Genomic DNA, 13,811 nt, shown 5'->3' with positions numbered 1-13,811 from the left:
GACGACCGAGACCGGAAACTCCTCTGCCGCAATACGCTCGGCGGTCGTGACGACATCTGCCGCGGCCACGATTCCGGCCGGCCTCGACATCACTGACACGGCCGTCGATCTGCTGGTGATCGGTTCCGGCACCGGCCTGGCCGCGGCGCTGAGCGGCCATGAGTCCGGGCTGAACGTCCTCGTCGTCGAGAAGGCCTCCGCTGTAGGCGGGTCCACCGCCCGCTCGGGTGGCGCCCTCTGGCTGCCGACCACTCCCCTGCTGACCGACAAGGGCACTGCCGATACCGCCGATCGGGCTGCGACCTACCTCGACGCGGTGGTGAACGGGACCGCACCGGCGGCCCGCTCCACCGGCTTCCTGAAGCACGTCAACGCTACCGTCGACATGCTCAGGCGCACCACGCCGATGCGGTTGTTCTGGGCCCGCGACTACTCGGACTACCACCCCGAGCTGCCAGGAGGCCGGGCCACCGGGCGCACCTGCGAGTGCCGCCCACTCAATGCCCGCGTGCTCGGCAAGTATCGGGACCGGCTGCGCGGTGGCGTCATGGAGGTCGCGGTGCCGATGCCGACCACCGGCGCGGACTACAAGTGGATGAATCTGATGACGCGGGTGCCACGAAAAGGCCTACCGCTCATCGCAAAACGGCTCGCGCAGGGCGTCGGCGGCAAGCTGCTGGGCCGTGAGTACATCGCCGGCGGCCAGGCACTGGCGGCCGGGCTCTTCGCCGGCGTGCTGCAGGCCGGTATCCCGATCTGGACCGATACCGCACTGGTCCGGCTGACCGGCGACGGCCGGCGGGTCACCGGCGCCGTACTGGCGCACGCGGGCCGCGAGATCACCGTCACTGCCCGGCGGGGTGTGGTGCTGGCGGCCGGTGGCTTCGACCACGACATGGCGATGCGCCACAAGCACCAGTCTGATTCACTCGGCGACCACGAGAGCCTCGGCGCCGACTCGAACACCGGTGAGGCCATCCGGGCCGCCACCGACCTGGGTGCCGCGACCGCGCTGATGGATCAGGCCTGGTGGTTCCCTGCGGTGGCGTCCGCGGGCGGCCGCCCGCCCGCGGTGCTGCTGGCCGAGCGCTCGCTGCCGGGCTCACTCATCGTCGATCAGGACGGCAAGCGCTTCGCCAACGAGTCGACCGACTACATGTCGTTCGGCCAGCGCCTGCTCGAGCTCGAGCGTGCGGGGACGCCGGTCGACTCGATGTGGATCGTGTTCGACCAGAAGTACCGCAACAGCTACGTGTTCGCCGCCGGATCGTTCCCGCGGATGCCGTTGCCCAAGTCCTGGTATCAGGCGGGCATTGCCGCCAAAGCCGGCACCTTCGCCGGGCTGGCGGCGCAGATGGGCGTCCCGCTCGCCGATTTCGAGCAGACCATGACACGGTTCAACGAAAGCGCGGCCGCCGGCATCGATCCTGATTTCAACCGCGGCCGCAGCGCCTACGACCGCTACTACGGAGACCCCACGGTCACTCCCAACCCGAACCTGCGCCCGCTGGCCAAAGGCCCGTTCTACGCGGTCAAGATGACGCTGAGCGACCTCGGCACCTGCGGCGGCGTGGTGGCCGACGAACGTGGCCGCGTGCACCGCGAGGACGGCGGCGTCATCGAAGGGCTGTACGCACTGGGCAACACGGCGGCCAACGCCTTCGGTGCGGTGTACCCGGGCGCGGGCGCGACCATCGCGCAGGGCCTGGTGTATGGCTACATCGCCGGACAGGATGCTGCCGGAAAGCTGTAGACCGCCCGCCGCGAGGCGCCTCCGACCGGGATTGCGCGGCGGGCAGCCGAATTGGGCTCGCCACCAGTCGACTCAGAGGCCACCGAGATCGTCGGGCACATCGACGGCGTATGCCCTCAGCACCTCGAGGGCCACGACTTCGAGGGTTTGCTCATGGGTGGCAGCAAGCACCACCGGTGCTGCGCATCCGTCGCGGTGAGCCCGAAGCCAGTTCACCGCGGTCACGCACCAGCGGTCGCCCGGAGACAGACCGGGGAACCGATATTGGGGCATCGGCGTGGATAGGTCGTTGCCTATCGAGCGCTGGTGTTCAAGGAACTCGGCGGTCACAGTCGCGCAGATGGTGTGCAGACCGGCGTCCTCGGGTCCGGTCGAGCAGCAGCCGTCGCGGTAGAAGCCGGTCAGCGGCTCGACGCCGCACGGTTCCAGCGGAGCACCCAGCACATTGCGGTCAGCCATCGGTCACTCCTTCTGTGTCCAGGGTTCACACGATCCTTGACCCGGCACGCCCCCGTCACCGCGAGGATGGTTCGCGGTGACAGGCGTGCACCAGAATCGATGTCCCCGCCCAAGGTAACCACGTCGGACGGAGTCACGTTCTCCGGCACCCGTTCCATAGCCGCCTCTGGCGGCGGGAGCCGGGTTCGTGGCAGGTCGCGATTACTCGTGGCGCCCCTGCACCTCACGTTCGACGTCACGCCACAGGCCCGGCGTCGAACGCGGCATGCCCGCAACACCTTTCGCCGCGGTCCGCAGCACCGCGTCGGCCTCGTCGATGTCCTTCATGAGCTCGAGCGCCAGTTCCCGCTCGGCGGCGTAGTACTTGGCCGCCCACCGCAGCGCGATCACCGAATACGCCCACACCGGCTGAGCTTTGGCGCCGTCGGAGTCCTCGGCAGCCTGACGCGCCATGGCCTCGCAGTAGGCGACGTGCTGCTCCAGCAGCTCCCGCAGCCGGGTGGGGTTGCTCAGGTGGCCGAACGTAACCCGCAGCAGCACACTGTGTTTGAGCACCGGAGGGTCGACGGGCGCGTTGTTGGTCCAGTCGGTCACCGCAGCCATGCCGGACTCGGTGATCTTGTAGAGGCGGCGAGAGCGCAGACCCTCGTCCTGCTCGACGCGGGACTCCAGATAACCAAGTCCCTCAAGCTTTTTCAGCTCGGTGTAAATCTGGCTGTAGGACGGGCTCCAGTAATAGAACCCGACGCTCCAGTCGATCCACTTCTTGATGTCATAGCCGCTGAGTTCTTCTTCATACGACAACATGCCGAGCAGCGTCCAACTCGTCGCTGCCAGCGACGGTTTGCTCTGCGGCTTGCCTGCCATCTGTTCAGCCTAACAATCGGTTGTCGCAAACACCCCAGTCATGACCGCCTGTCGGGATGGTCATGGGCGGCCCACCGGCCCTGCTGTCGCGGCCACATACCGGCGTACCACCAGCTCTTCGGCTCTTTCGTCGGCCAATGGCCAACACAGCAACGACAGGACAACCCGCACAATCCAGTCCGCCAGCAGCGGATCTGCGGTCCCGGACAGTTCGCCCGCCGTCTGCGCCAGCCGGGGCGAGTCGAAGTCGGCCAAGGCACCGGTGCGCACCAGATTCGAGGCCACCGGATCGGCCCGGACCACCCGGACGGCGGACAGTACGGCCGCCGCCATCCGCTCCGGCCCGGTGCACCCGGACACCGCCTCGGCGATCTCCTCACCGACCCGAGCGATGGCGCGGGCCAAGACTCCGTCCCGCAACGCCTGTTTGCCGCCGACGTACCGGTACACCGTCGCGCGGGAACAGCCCACGCTCGCGGCGACCTCGTCGATGTTCAACCGGTCCAGACCCCGGGCCGCCGCACTGGCCGCCGCGGCGGCATAGATGCGTTCGATACCCGCATCGCGGCGCTCGGCGCCGATCAGCCAGTCCATTCCTTGATACTAATCGACGATTATGTCTCACACCGAGACAATATTTCCGGAATCGTCCGCATCAGCGCAGCTCGCGGACTGTGCGTGAGACAGCCCAGAATCACCCTTGACATGCCGATTCCTGAGCCCAAAACTCAAGGCGTGCAACTAGTTTCAGATCTTCTCAGCCCGTCCACGCTGGACGATCCGTATGCCTGTTACGCGCAGCTCCGACTCGCCGGTCCGGTGCACCGGGTTACCGGCACAGACTTCTACCTGGCCACCACCTGGGACGCCGTCCAGGAGGCCGCCGGCCGCCCGGACGACTTCTCGTCGAATCTGACCGCCACGCTGGTGACCGAGGGAACGCGGCCGTCGACCTTCGGCATGGGAGCCGTCGACACCGCTGGACATGTCCTGGCCACCGGCGACGACCCGCGGCACGCGCACGAACGCAAGCTGGTGCTGCCGGCCCTGGTGGCCAAACGAATCCGGGCTCTTGAGCCGGTGATCGCCGACGTTGCCCGACGACTGTGGCGCGATGCGGCGGCGGACGGCCGCATCGAGTGGATGTCCGCCATCGGCGACCGATTGCCGATGACGTTGGTGGCCAGGCTGATTGGGCTCCCCGATGACGATGTGCCGCAATTGGTGCAGTGGGGGTACGGCAGTACCGAATTGCTCAGCGGCGTCTTCGATCTCGAACACATCAGCACCGCGGTCGAGACCTCCACGCAGCTGGCCTGCTACCTGTACGCGAAATTCGCCGAGGCGCAGGCGAACCCTGGCAACGACCTGCTCGGCGACCTCGCCCGCGCGGTGGCCGACGGCACCATCGAAGACAACGTGGCGGTGCTGATGCTGGTGCAGCTGGTGGGTGCCGGCGGCGAATCCACCGCCGGGTTGATGGGCAACGCCACCCGGCTGCTGGCGACCCTGCCCGACGTCCAGCAGCAGGTACGGGGCGACCTCGGGCTGGTGCCCGCCCTGTTGGAGGAGACGCTGCGGCTGGAGTCGCCCTTCCGCAACCATCACCGGCACATCCGCCGAGACACCACGCTGGCCGGCGTACCACTGCCCAAGGACGGGCATCTGCTGCTGCTCTGGGGTTCGGCCAATCGCGACCCCGCGGTTTTCGCCGATCCCGACCTGCTGCAGCTGGGCCGGCCGAATCTGCGCAATCATCTGGCGTTCGGGAAAGGTCTGCACTTCTGTGTCGGGGCGGCACTGGCCCGCACCGAGGCCCGCATCGGGATCACCATGCTGTTGGAGGCCACCGACTGGTTCGAGCTGGCCGACGCCGAATGGGTACCCAGCCTCATGGTGCGCCGGCACCGGCGCCTGGAACTGCGCTACCGCTGACCGTCACCGGTGCCGTCGGCGGCACCGTCACGCAACATGCGCACCGAGACATGTGGCAGCCGCTGCCCCGGCTTGCGGGTGAAGCTGTATTCCCACGACAAACCGCTCCAGAGCTGCCAGCCGCGGCGGCGGGAGATCAGACACAGGCCCGCGCCGACCGTCGTGCCGACCAGAACGCCGGTTTGCGCCAGCCCGGCGTACCAGAACCCGGCAACCACCGCGCTGGCCGCGAGGGCACTGGTGGCGTAGAGCGTGGTGCCGCCGAAAATCTGTGGCACCCGGTGCGTGGTGATGTCCCGCAGCGCGCCGCCGCCGACCGCGGTGATGGTGCCCAGCAGCAGGGCGGGCACCCAGCCGAGGCCGAGCGCCAATGTCTTCTGTGCGCCGGCGGTCGCCCAGCAACCGAGGGCCAGTGCGTCCACGTAGGGAAACACCGCACGCCAGCCGCGACCGCCGATGGGCATCAGGAACGCGATCGCGGCACCGATCACCGCACACAGTGCGTAACGAAAGTCGGTGAGCGCCACCGGCGGTCCGTGTTGCAACAGGGTGTCGCGGATGATGCCGCCGCCGAGCCCGGAGAGCAACGCCAGGGTCAGAAAGCCGATGGGATCCATGCGCTCGTCGCGGGCGACGATCCCACCCAGGATCGCGTTGGTCAGGACGCCGGCCAGGTCGATGACGGCGAACAGCTCGCCGATGGTCGACACGGGTTATTCGGGCAGGCGGAGTTCGGGCTTCTCGACCTCTTCGATGTTGACATCTTTGAAGGTGATGACCCGGACCTGCTTCACGAATCGCGCCGGCCGATACATGTCCCAGACCCAGGCGTCGGCCAGCCGAAGCTCGAAATAGACCTCGCCGTCGGCGTTGCGCGGGATCAGCTCGACGCTGTTGGCCAGGTAGAAGCGGCGCTCGGTCTCCACGACGTAACTGAACTGCCCGACGATGTCCTTGTACTCGCGGTACAGCGAGAGCTCCATCTCGGTTTCATACTTCTCGAGATCCTCGGCACTCATCGGCACAGACTCATCGGTTCAGCGGTCCTTCGGTTCTTGCGGGCCATGTCTTCTTCGGATTGGCGACTAGTTCCCATTTTTCCTCACCCGGATCGGCAGCGCTGCCCTATCGCCGGGTTGGCAGCCAGCTTGCGCACATTGGCGAACGAGAAGCGGTGCTCGAGGCACGGCCCAAGTTGCGCCAGTGCCGCGGTGTGCGCGGGGGTGCTGTAACCCTTGTGGACCGCGAACCCGTAGCCCGGATGCACGGCATCCATCTCGACCATCAGGCGGTCGCGGCTGACCTTGGCCAGGACGCTGGCCGCGGCGATGCAGGCGGCCGCGGCGTCCCCGCTGACCACCGGCAGCGACGGCACCGGCAGGCCCGGTACCCGGAACCCGTCAGAGAGTACGTAGCCCGGCCGTAGAGACAGCCCCGCGACAGCACGGCGCATGCCTTCGATGTTCGCGATGTGCACCCCGCGCCGGTCCACCTCGGTCGAGGGAATGAACACCACGTGGTACGCGAGGGCGTAGCGCCGGATCAACGGGAACAACCGTTCACGTTCGGCTTCATTCAGCTTCTTCGAATCATCAAGGGCCGCCAGGCTTTCCAGCCGATTCGGCCCTAACACACAAGCTGCGACGACGAGCGGGCCTGCACAGGCCCCGCGGCCCACCTCGTCCACCCCGGCCACGGGCCCCAACCCGCCGCGGTACAGCGCGGACTCCAAGGTGCGCAGGCCCGTGGACTTGCGGATCACCGTGCGAGGTGGCCAAACCGGCACGGCAAAACCTATTGACCGGTCTGCGGATTGACCGTGACCACACCGCCCCAGCGCGACGGCGGCCACGCGATGAACCGGGCCTTCCCGATCACATTGGCTACCGGCACGGTTCCCGCCATCGGGTCACCGGTGCACATCAGCGCGTTGATGGCGTCGGCCGGCGTGTTCGTGCAGTGGGCGCGCGAGTCGGCCGAGTGGGTGCGGTTGTCCCCCATCACCCAGAGCCGGCCGTCCGGCACCTTCACCGGGCCGAACTCGTTGCCCAGGCACGGGTCCGTCGCCGGGTCGACCATCATGGTCGCCGGATCCAGGTACGGCTCCTTGAGCTTCTTGCCGTCGACCGTCAGACCCGTCGAGTTGCGGCACTGCACCGTCTGGCCGCCTACCGCGATCACGCGCTTCACCAGATCGTTCTCGTCAGGCGGCACGAAGCCGATGACCGAGAGCGCGTTCTGGATCCAGCGCATGGTCGGGTTGTCCGAGCGAATCGACTTGTAGCTGATGTTCCAGTTCGGCGGGCCCTTGAAGACCACGACGTCGCCGGGCTCGGGCGCGCCGAACCGATAGGTCAACTTGTCGACCATGATCCGGTCGCCGACGCAGCCGCTGCAGCCATGCAGCGTGGGCTCCATGGACTCCGAGGGAATCAGGTACGGCCGCGCGACGAATGTCAGCACGACGTAGTACAGCAGCACCGCGGTGAGGACGAGGACAACGCCTTCGCGCAGCGCGGCCAGCTTCGACTTCGGCTTCTCGCCGGCCTCGTCAGCCTTGCCGGCCGAGTCGGCGGTCGCAGTGGTGTCGGCGTCGTCCGTCGTCGGACTGTCCGGAGTGGTGCTGTCTTCGCTTGGGCCGGTCACGGCACCAGGCTAGTCAGTTCGGCAGCGAGGTCGCCGAACAAGCTCAGCGCTTTTCCTTGATCTTGGCCTTCTTGCCACGGAGCTCGCGCAGGTAGTACAGCTTGGCGCGACGCACGTCGCCGCGGGTGACGACGTCGATGTGGTCGATATTCGGCGAGTGCACCGGGAAGGTCCGCTCGACGCCGACGCCGTAGCTCTCCTTGCGGACGGTGAAGGTCTCACCGATACCGCCACCCTGGCGACGGATCACGACGCCCTTGAACACCTGGATGCGGTGCTTGTTGCCCTCGATGACCTTGACGTGCACATTGAGGGTGTCGCCGGGGTTGAAGGCCGGGATGTCGTCGCGCAGCGACGCCTGATCGACGAAGTCCAGCGTTTTCATCGGTGACACTTCCTTGCTAACTCGCGGGCTACAGCCGCCGGACGCCATGCGGCGCGACGGAAAAGCCATTCTCTTTACGGACGTACTTGGGCGGATGCCGCAGCGGGCGGGGACACATCCGAAACAGACGCCGACCCCGCGCCCAGCGCGGACAACTGCTCAATTGTGCCAGACAGCCGCCGGGTGACGAAATCGTGACCCCACCGGGCCTGGTGCAGCAGACATCACACTCTGCGCTGTCACAGACGCCACACCCAACACAGCTTTACCCGTTACGCTGATCAACCAGAATTTTATCCGTCGTGAGGTTTAGGAGAACCATGCGCCCGCAGCCGTCGAAGCTGCTGAGCATCACCGCTGCCGCGGCAGCAGCGGTGATGCTCACAGCTGGTTGCGAGGCGAAGGTGTACGGAGCGCCGCCGCAGAACCGGATCGCGCTGACCGTCGTACCGGTGGTCAGCGCGCTGGAGATGCCGGAAGCTCCGGCCGCCGAACCCGCTGCGGCCATGACAGGCCTCGATGCCCGCGAACGCAGTGCCACCACCGATGCCTCGGCAGCCGGGGCGTCGATCAGCACCGCGGTGCTCGATCGCAACACCGGCCAGGTGATCGCCACCGGCGACGGGTCCGCGATGCCCATCGCGTCGGTGGCCAAGCTGTTCATCGCCGACGATCTCCTGCTGCAGGAGGCCAAGGGCCAGATCGAGCTCACCGCGGCCGACCGCCAGTCGCTGGACACCATGCTGCGGTCGTCCGACGACTCCGCTGCCGAGGTCTTCTGGAACCGCAGCGGCGGCAACAACGTCATCACCCGCGTGGCAGCCCGCTACGGTCTGACCGGAACCTCGGTGCCCTACGACGGCAAGTGGTGGAACACCATGAGCACCCCTACCGACCTGGTGCATTACTACGACGAGCTGCTCAACGGCTCCGGTGGGCTGCCCCCAGAGTTGGCCGGCATCATCCTGGCCGATCTGGCCGCATCCACGCCCTCCGGCGCCGACGGCTACCCGCAGCGCTTCGGCATCCCGGATGGTCTGTACGGCGAACCGGTTGCCGTGAAGCAGGGCTGGATGCCGGAATGGAACGGCAACAACTGGATGCACATGTCCACCGGCGTGATCGGCGCGGACCGGCGCTATGTCATGGCCATCGGCTCGCTGCAGCCCACTGATGACGCCACGGCCCGCGCGACGATCACCAACGCCGTCAAGACGATGTTCCCGGGCGGGCGAATCAGCTAGCCGGGGCAAGCGAAGCGACGGGAATCCGTCCTAGCCCGAGCGATCCGGGTTCAGCAGGTCCGGCCTGCGCTCGCGCGTGCGCTGCAGCCCCTGTTCGCGACGCCACGCCGCAACCTTGGCATGGTCGCCGGACAACAACACCGGAGGCACCTCGAGGTCCCGCCAGACCGGTGGCCGCGTGTAGCTCGGCCCCTCCAGCACTCCCCCGACGTGCGCGGAATGTGAATCATCTTGGTGCGACGCCGGATTGCCCAGGACGTCGGGCAGCAACCGAACCACGGCTTCGATCATCACCAGTGCCGCGGATTCGCCGCCGGGCAACACGTAGTCACCGATGGACACCTCTTCGACCCGCATCCGCCGCGCGGCATCATCGGCGACCCGCTGGTCGATGCCCTCGTAGCGACCACAGGCGAACACCAGGTGCGGCTCGCCCGTCCAGCGGTGCGCATGCTCCTGGGTGAACAACCGGCCCGCCGGCGTCGGGACCACTAAAACGGTTTCCGGCGTACAGATTTCGTCGAGCGCGGCACCCCAGACCGGCGCCTTCATCACCATGCCGGGCCCGCCGCCGTACGGGGAATCGTCGACCGACTTGTGGACGTCATGCGTCCAGTTCCGCAGGTCGTGGACGCCCAGCTGCACGGTGCCGTTGGCGATCGCCTTGCCCGGCAAGGACTGCTGCAGCGCATCGAGATACGCCGGGAAAATGGTGACGACGTCAATCCGCATGGGCGTCAATCCAACTCGAGCAGGCCGTCCGGCGGATCGATCTCCACCAGACCGTCGGCCAGCGACACCGTCGGCACCATAGCGGTGACGAACGGCACCAGTACCTCGGCACCGGCTTCCGTTCGGATGGACAGCAGTTCGCCGCCCGGAGTGTGCAGCACCTCGGTCACCACACCGATGTCGACGCCGTCGACGGTGCGGGCCTTCAGCCCCTCGAGCTGGTGATCGTAGAACTCGTCGGGCTCTTCGATGGGCGGCAGACTGGCGGAATCCACCAGGAACAGCGTGCCGCGCAACGCATCTGCGGCATTGCGGTCGGCCACGCCATCGAGCCGCACCAGTAGCCGGCCGCCGTGCTCCCGGGCCGATTCAACAACGTAGGTGCGTTCGGGGCCGGGATTACGGGCCCCCGGCCTACCACGCAACGATGATCCCGGCGAGAAACGCTCACCGGGATCATCGGTACGTATGTCAACGACAACCTCGCCGCTGATGCCATGCGCCTTGACGACGCGGCCGACCACGAGGTCCATATTTACTGGTCGGTATCCACCACGTCGACGCGGATGCCCCGGCCGCCGATACCGGCGACCAGCGTCCGCAGCGCGGTGGCCGTGCGGCCCCCGCGCCCGATGACCTTGCCCAGGTCGTCGGGGTGCACGTGCACCTCGACGGTGCGACCGCGGCGGCTGGTCACCATGTCGACCCGGACATCGTCGGGGTTGTCGACGATCCCGCGGACCAGGTGCTCTACGGCGTCGACGACGACGCTGCTCATTCGGCGGGCGCTTCGGCCTCGGCCTCGGTGGTAGCAGCCTCGCCGGCAGCGTCTGTAGCCTCGGCGGCGGCCTCGACGACCTCGTCCTTCTTGTCCTTGCGCTTCTTCAGCGTGACAGCCTCGCCACCGGCAGGGGCGTCGGCGTTGGCCAGCGCGGCGTTGAACAGGTCCAGCTTGGAGGGCTTGGGCTCCTTGACCTTCAGGGTGCCCTCGGCGCCCGGCAGGCCCTTGAACTTCTGCCAGTCACCCGTGATCTTCAGCAGGGCGGCGACCGGCTCGGTCGGCTGCGCGCCGACGCCCAGCCAGTACTGCGCGCGCTCCGAATCGATCTCGATCAGGCTCGGCTCTTCCTTCGGGTGGTACCGGCCGATGACCTCGATGGCGCGGCCATCGCGGCGGGTGCGCGCGTCGGCGACGATGATGCGGTACTGGGGGTTGCGGATCTTGCCAAGCCGGGTGAGCTTGATCTTGACAGCCATGTTCTGCACTTCTCCTGATGATTGCCACGCTGCAATTCAGCGACTCAGGCGGATTGCCCGGTCCGGTCTTGCCTCACGTGTGTGACCGCCGCGCGACGCATTGAACGAGTCGCCGACAGACAGCCGACCATTCTGCCAGAGCAGCTGCGACCGGCCCAAATCCCGCGGTGACCCGCCGGGCGGCCGCTCGGCGCGAGGTGCGCGATCAGACCACGCGGTCGAAGCACTTCGTCTCGACCCGGCGCGTCATGCGCCAGCCCTCCGCCGTGCGGAGGAACTCATCCTCGTACCAGAGACCGCAGAACAGCACCTGACTCTGCGTGTCCGCGTTCGCCGCCGGCAGCACCATCGGGTTGAAGCAGATGGTCCGCGACTTCGCGGTGTCCCCGGTGATGGTGACGTCGAAGTTACCGAGCATGTGCGCATAGGCGGGAAAATTCGGCAGCACCTGGGACAGCCATTCCTTGACCTCGGGGAAATGCCCGTCGATACCACCCATCGCCCGGTAGTCGATGTAGGCGTCGGGCGTGAAAACCTGTGCCAGATCATCGAATCGGCGGATGTCGATGGCCGTCGAGTACGCGATCAACAGTTGTTGGATTTCCAGACGGTCCGAGATCTCTTCCAGACTCAACATGGTCCGATTGAACACCACCGGGGCGCCGCTGAGACGGCACAGTCCAGGTTCGGCCAGTAGGCTGCTGGCTCCATGGGAAGGTTCGCAACGGCCGTCATGGCCGCGCTGACGCTCGTGGTCCTGGTCGCGCCGCCGCTGGCGGCCGCTGATCCCGACATCCAGCCGGTCGGCACCGTGCCGATCCCGGCAGGGCCGGCCCCGGCCTGGATCGTCGCCGACATGGATTCGGGCCAGATTCTCGCCGGCCGCGACATCGACCTGCGGCACCCGCCCGCCAGCACCATCAAGACGCTGCTGGCGCTGACCGCGCTCAGTGAGCTGCCGAGCCTGGAGGCCACCGTGACCGGCACCGTCGCGGACACCCAGGTGGAGTGCAACTGCGTCGGCATCGTCCCCGGCCACGTGTACACCGCCCGCCAGCTGCTGGACGCGGTGCTGCTCGCATCGGGCAACGACGCCGCCGACGCCCTGGCCGACATGATCGGCGGCTACGACGTCGCGGTCGCCAAGATGAACGCGAAGGCCGCCTCCATCGGCGCCGTCGACACCCACGCGGCCACCCCGTCCGGGCTGGACGGCGCCGGCGGCTCGGGCTGGACCACGCCCCGCGACCTGGCGATCATCTTCCGCGCCGCCATGGCCAACCCCTACTTCGCGCAGATCACCGCGCAGCCCGCCGCGACGTTCCCCGGAAAGAACGGCAACGAGCAGATCGTCAACGAGAACCAGCTGTTGCAGCGGTACCCGGGCACCATCGGTGGCAAGACCGGGTTCACCGACGCCGCCAAGAAGACCTACGTGGCCGGCGCGGACCGCGGCGGACGCCGACTGGTCATCGCCATGATGTACGGCATGGTGCACGAGGGCGGTCCGACCTACTGGGATCAGGCCTCGCAGTTGCTGGACTGGGGCTTCGCGCAGGACCGCTCGGTCAGCGTCGGTTCGCTGTAGACGAGCGAAGCGACGGGGATCACCCGGGGTAACTGATACCCGACCGGAATCTCGGCGCGAGCTCATCGCAGCCTGCGGTCCGTAGCGTCGGCGCTCGTGCGCAGACTGTTCACGGCCGCCGTACTGGCCCTCAGCACGGCACTGGCGACCCCGATCGCCGGCGTCGGCGGTGCCGACTATCGGGCGGCAGCCGAACCCTCCGTGCAGCCTGCGGGCGCGCAGGCGCTGGCCAATGGCCCTGCCAAAGCGTGGCTGGTCGCCGACTTGGATACCGGCCAGGTACTGGCGTCCCAAGACCCGGGCGGCTCGTACGCCCCGGCCAGCACCATCAAGCCACTGCTGGCCATGGTCGTGCTGGACAACCTGCGTCCGGATGCGCTCGGACGGGCCAACGAGTCACACACCAAGGTCGAGTGCTCGTGCGTCGGGCTCAAACCCGGCCAGGTGTACTCCGTGCGCCAGCTCTTGGACGGGTTGCTGATGGTGTCGGGCAATGACGCCGCCAACATGCTGGCCGACATGCTCGGCGGGCAGCGCGTCACGGTGGCCGCCATGAACCGCAAGGCGGCTTCGCTCGGTGCCCGAGGCACACGGGCCGGCTCGCCGTCCGGGCTCGACGGACCCGGGTGGGAATCGATCACCACACCGCGCGACCTCGGGGTGATCTACCGCGCGGCGCTGACCTATCCGGTGATCGCCGAAATCTTCCGGCAGACGTCCGCCGAGTTCCCCGGCCGGACCCTCACCGGACAGAACGAGCTGCTGACCAGATACCCGGGCGATTTCGCCGGCAAGACCGGCTACACGGACCTCGCCCGCAAGACGTACGTCGGTGCGGCACAGCGCGGGAATCACCGGCTGATCGTGGTGCAGATGTACGGCACCGGCGATCTCTACGGACAGGCGACGCAATTGTTCGACTGGGGTTTCAGCCAATACACCTGA

At 67.5% G+C, this 13,811-nt stretch carries 18 protein-coding genes; 5 read left to right on the top strand and 13 right to left on the bottom strand.

The features are described 5' to 3' along the window. Nucleotides 1–88 precede the first annotated feature (88 nt). Entirely contained in the window at nt 89–1,753 is a 1,665-nt protein-coding gene (locus G6N59_RS26995; RefSeq protein ID WP_234884180.1) for a 3-ketosteroid-delta-1-dehydrogenase, read from the top strand. A gap of 72 nt (nt 1,754–1,825) precedes the next feature. Here G6N59_RS26995 and G6N59_RS26990 read toward each other — a convergent pair whose 3' ends face one another. The 3 genes from G6N59_RS26990 to G6N59_RS26980 form a co-directional block, all read right to left on the bottom strand. Beyond that, the gene (locus G6N59_RS26990; RefSeq protein ID WP_138229964.1) at nt 1,826–2,212 is read right to left on the bottom strand and encodes a DUF2237 family protein; all 387 of its coding nucleotides are present in this window, start codon (nt 2,210–2,212) and stop codon (nt 1,826–1,828) included. Nucleotides 2,213–2,413: 201 nt separating this feature from the next. After that, nucleotides 2,414–3,079: a PadR family transcriptional regulator gene (locus tag G6N59_RS26985; protein ID WP_138229963.1), complete on the bottom strand. Its 666-nt coding sequence runs from the start codon at nt 3,077–3,079 to the stop codon at nt 2,414–2,416. A 60-nt stretch (nt 3,080–3,139) separates the two neighbouring features. After that, nucleotides 3,140–3,673, bottom strand: a complete 534-nt coding sequence (locus G6N59_RS26980) for a TetR/AcrR family transcriptional regulator (RefSeq protein ID WP_138229962.1) — start codon at nt 3,671–3,673, stop codon at nt 3,140–3,142. Nucleotides 3,674–3,814: 141 nt separating this feature from the next. Here G6N59_RS26980 and G6N59_RS26975 point away from each other — a divergent pair, with 141 nt between their 5' ends. Beyond that, nucleotides 3,815–5,014: a cytochrome P450 gene (locus tag G6N59_RS26975; protein WP_138229961.1), complete on the top strand. Its 1,200-nt coding sequence runs from the start codon at nt 3,815–3,817 to the stop codon at nt 5,012–5,014. Here the strand turns inward: G6N59_RS26975 and G6N59_RS26970 are convergent. The 5 genes from G6N59_RS26970 to rplS form a co-directional block, all read right to left on the bottom strand. After that, complete coding sequence (locus G6N59_RS26970; RefSeq protein WP_234884172.1) at nt 5,005–5,724, bottom strand: trimeric intracellular cation channel family protein; 720 nt, start codon at nt 5,722–5,724, stop codon at nt 5,005–5,007. The two genes, G6N59_RS26975 and G6N59_RS26970, sit on opposite strands and share 10 nt — an antisense overlap. A 3-nt stretch (nt 5,725–5,727) precedes the next feature. Continuing rightward, the gene (locus G6N59_RS26965) at nt 5,728–6,033 is read right to left on the bottom strand and encodes a DUF2469 domain-containing protein (RefSeq protein ID WP_003893809.1); all 306 of its coding nucleotides are present in this window, start codon (nt 6,031–6,033) and stop codon (nt 5,728–5,730) included. 83 nt (nt 6,034–6,116) lie between these two features. Further along, entirely contained in the window at nt 6,117–6,800 is a 684-nt protein-coding gene (locus G6N59_RS26960; RefSeq protein ID WP_138229960.1) for a ribonuclease HII, read from the bottom strand. A gap of 8 nt (nt 6,801–6,808) precedes the next feature. Then, nucleotides 6,809–7,660, bottom strand: a complete 852-nt coding sequence (gene lepB / locus G6N59_RS26955; protein ID WP_138229959.1) for a signal peptidase I — start codon at nt 7,658–7,660, stop codon at nt 6,809–6,811. A gap of 43 nt (nt 7,661–7,703) precedes the next feature. Further along, the gene (gene rplS / locus G6N59_RS26950; protein ID WP_020103768.1) at nt 7,704–8,045 is read right to left on the bottom strand and encodes a 50S ribosomal protein L19; all 342 of its coding nucleotides are present in this window, start codon (nt 8,043–8,045) and stop codon (nt 7,704–7,706) included. A gap of 320 nt (nt 8,046–8,365) precedes the next feature. Here rplS and G6N59_RS26945 point away from each other — a divergent pair, with 320 nt between their 5' ends. Then, complete coding sequence (locus G6N59_RS26945; protein ID WP_138229958.1) at nt 8,366–9,289, top strand: serine hydrolase; 924 nt, start codon at nt 8,366–8,368, stop codon at nt 9,287–9,289. A 30-nt stretch (nt 9,290–9,319) separates the two neighbouring features. On the opposite strand, the gene trmD is transcribed toward G6N59_RS26945, so the two are convergent. The 5 genes from trmD to G6N59_RS26920 form a co-directional block, all read right to left on the bottom strand. Continuing rightward, nucleotides 9,320–10,021, bottom strand: a complete 702-nt coding sequence (gene trmD, locus G6N59_RS26940) for a tRNA (guanosine(37)-N1)-methyltransferase TrmD (RefSeq protein ID WP_138229957.1) — start codon at nt 10,019–10,021, stop codon at nt 9,320–9,322. A 5-nt stretch (nt 10,022–10,026) separates the two neighbouring features. Further along, the gene (rimM, locus tag G6N59_RS26935) at nt 10,027–10,554 is read right to left on the bottom strand and encodes a ribosome maturation factor RimM (RefSeq protein ID WP_138229956.1); all 528 of its coding nucleotides are present in this window, start codon (nt 10,552–10,554) and stop codon (nt 10,027–10,029) included. Between the two features lie 2 nt (nt 10,555–10,556). After that, on the bottom strand, nt 10,557–10,799 hold the full coding sequence (locus G6N59_RS26930; RefSeq protein ID WP_003881089.1) for an RNA-binding protein: 243 nt from the start codon (nt 10,797–10,799) through the stop codon (nt 10,557–10,559). Then, nucleotides 10,796–11,278, bottom strand: coding sequence for a 30S ribosomal protein S16 (rpsP, locus tag G6N59_RS26925; RefSeq protein ID WP_138229955.1), 483 nt, complete (start codon nt 11,276–11,278; stop codon nt 10,796–10,798). The genes G6N59_RS26930 and rpsP overlap by 4 nt, the downstream gene beginning before the upstream one ends. A 205-nt stretch (nt 11,279–11,483) precedes the next feature. Next, nucleotides 11,484–11,915, bottom strand: coding sequence for a nuclear transport factor 2 family protein (locus G6N59_RS26920; RefSeq protein ID WP_138229954.1), 432 nt, complete (start codon nt 11,913–11,915; stop codon nt 11,484–11,486). A 72-nt stretch (nt 11,916–11,987) separates the two neighbouring features. Here G6N59_RS26920 and G6N59_RS26915 point away from each other — a divergent pair, with 72 nt between their 5' ends. Together G6N59_RS26915 and G6N59_RS26910 are read left to right on the top strand one after the other, a co-directional pair. After that, the gene (locus G6N59_RS26915; protein WP_138229953.1) at nt 11,988–12,866 is read left to right on the top strand and encodes a D-alanyl-D-alanine carboxypeptidase family protein; all 879 of its coding nucleotides are present in this window, start codon (nt 11,988–11,990) and stop codon (nt 12,864–12,866) included. Nucleotides 12,867–12,962: 96 nt separating this feature from the next. Further along, a complete protein-coding gene (locus G6N59_RS26910; RefSeq protein WP_138229952.1) occupies nt 12,963–13,811 on the top strand; it encodes a D-alanyl-D-alanine carboxypeptidase family protein in 849 nt (282 codons plus the stop codon).

The organism is Mycolicibacterium aubagnense (genome assembly GCF_010730955.1).
Lineage (GTDB): Bacteria > Actinomycetota > Actinomycetes > Mycobacteriales > Mycobacteriaceae > Mycobacterium > Mycobacterium aubagnense.
Note: the sequence above shows the minus strand (reverse complement) of the source record. Positions and strands in the feature narration are given on the sequence as shown.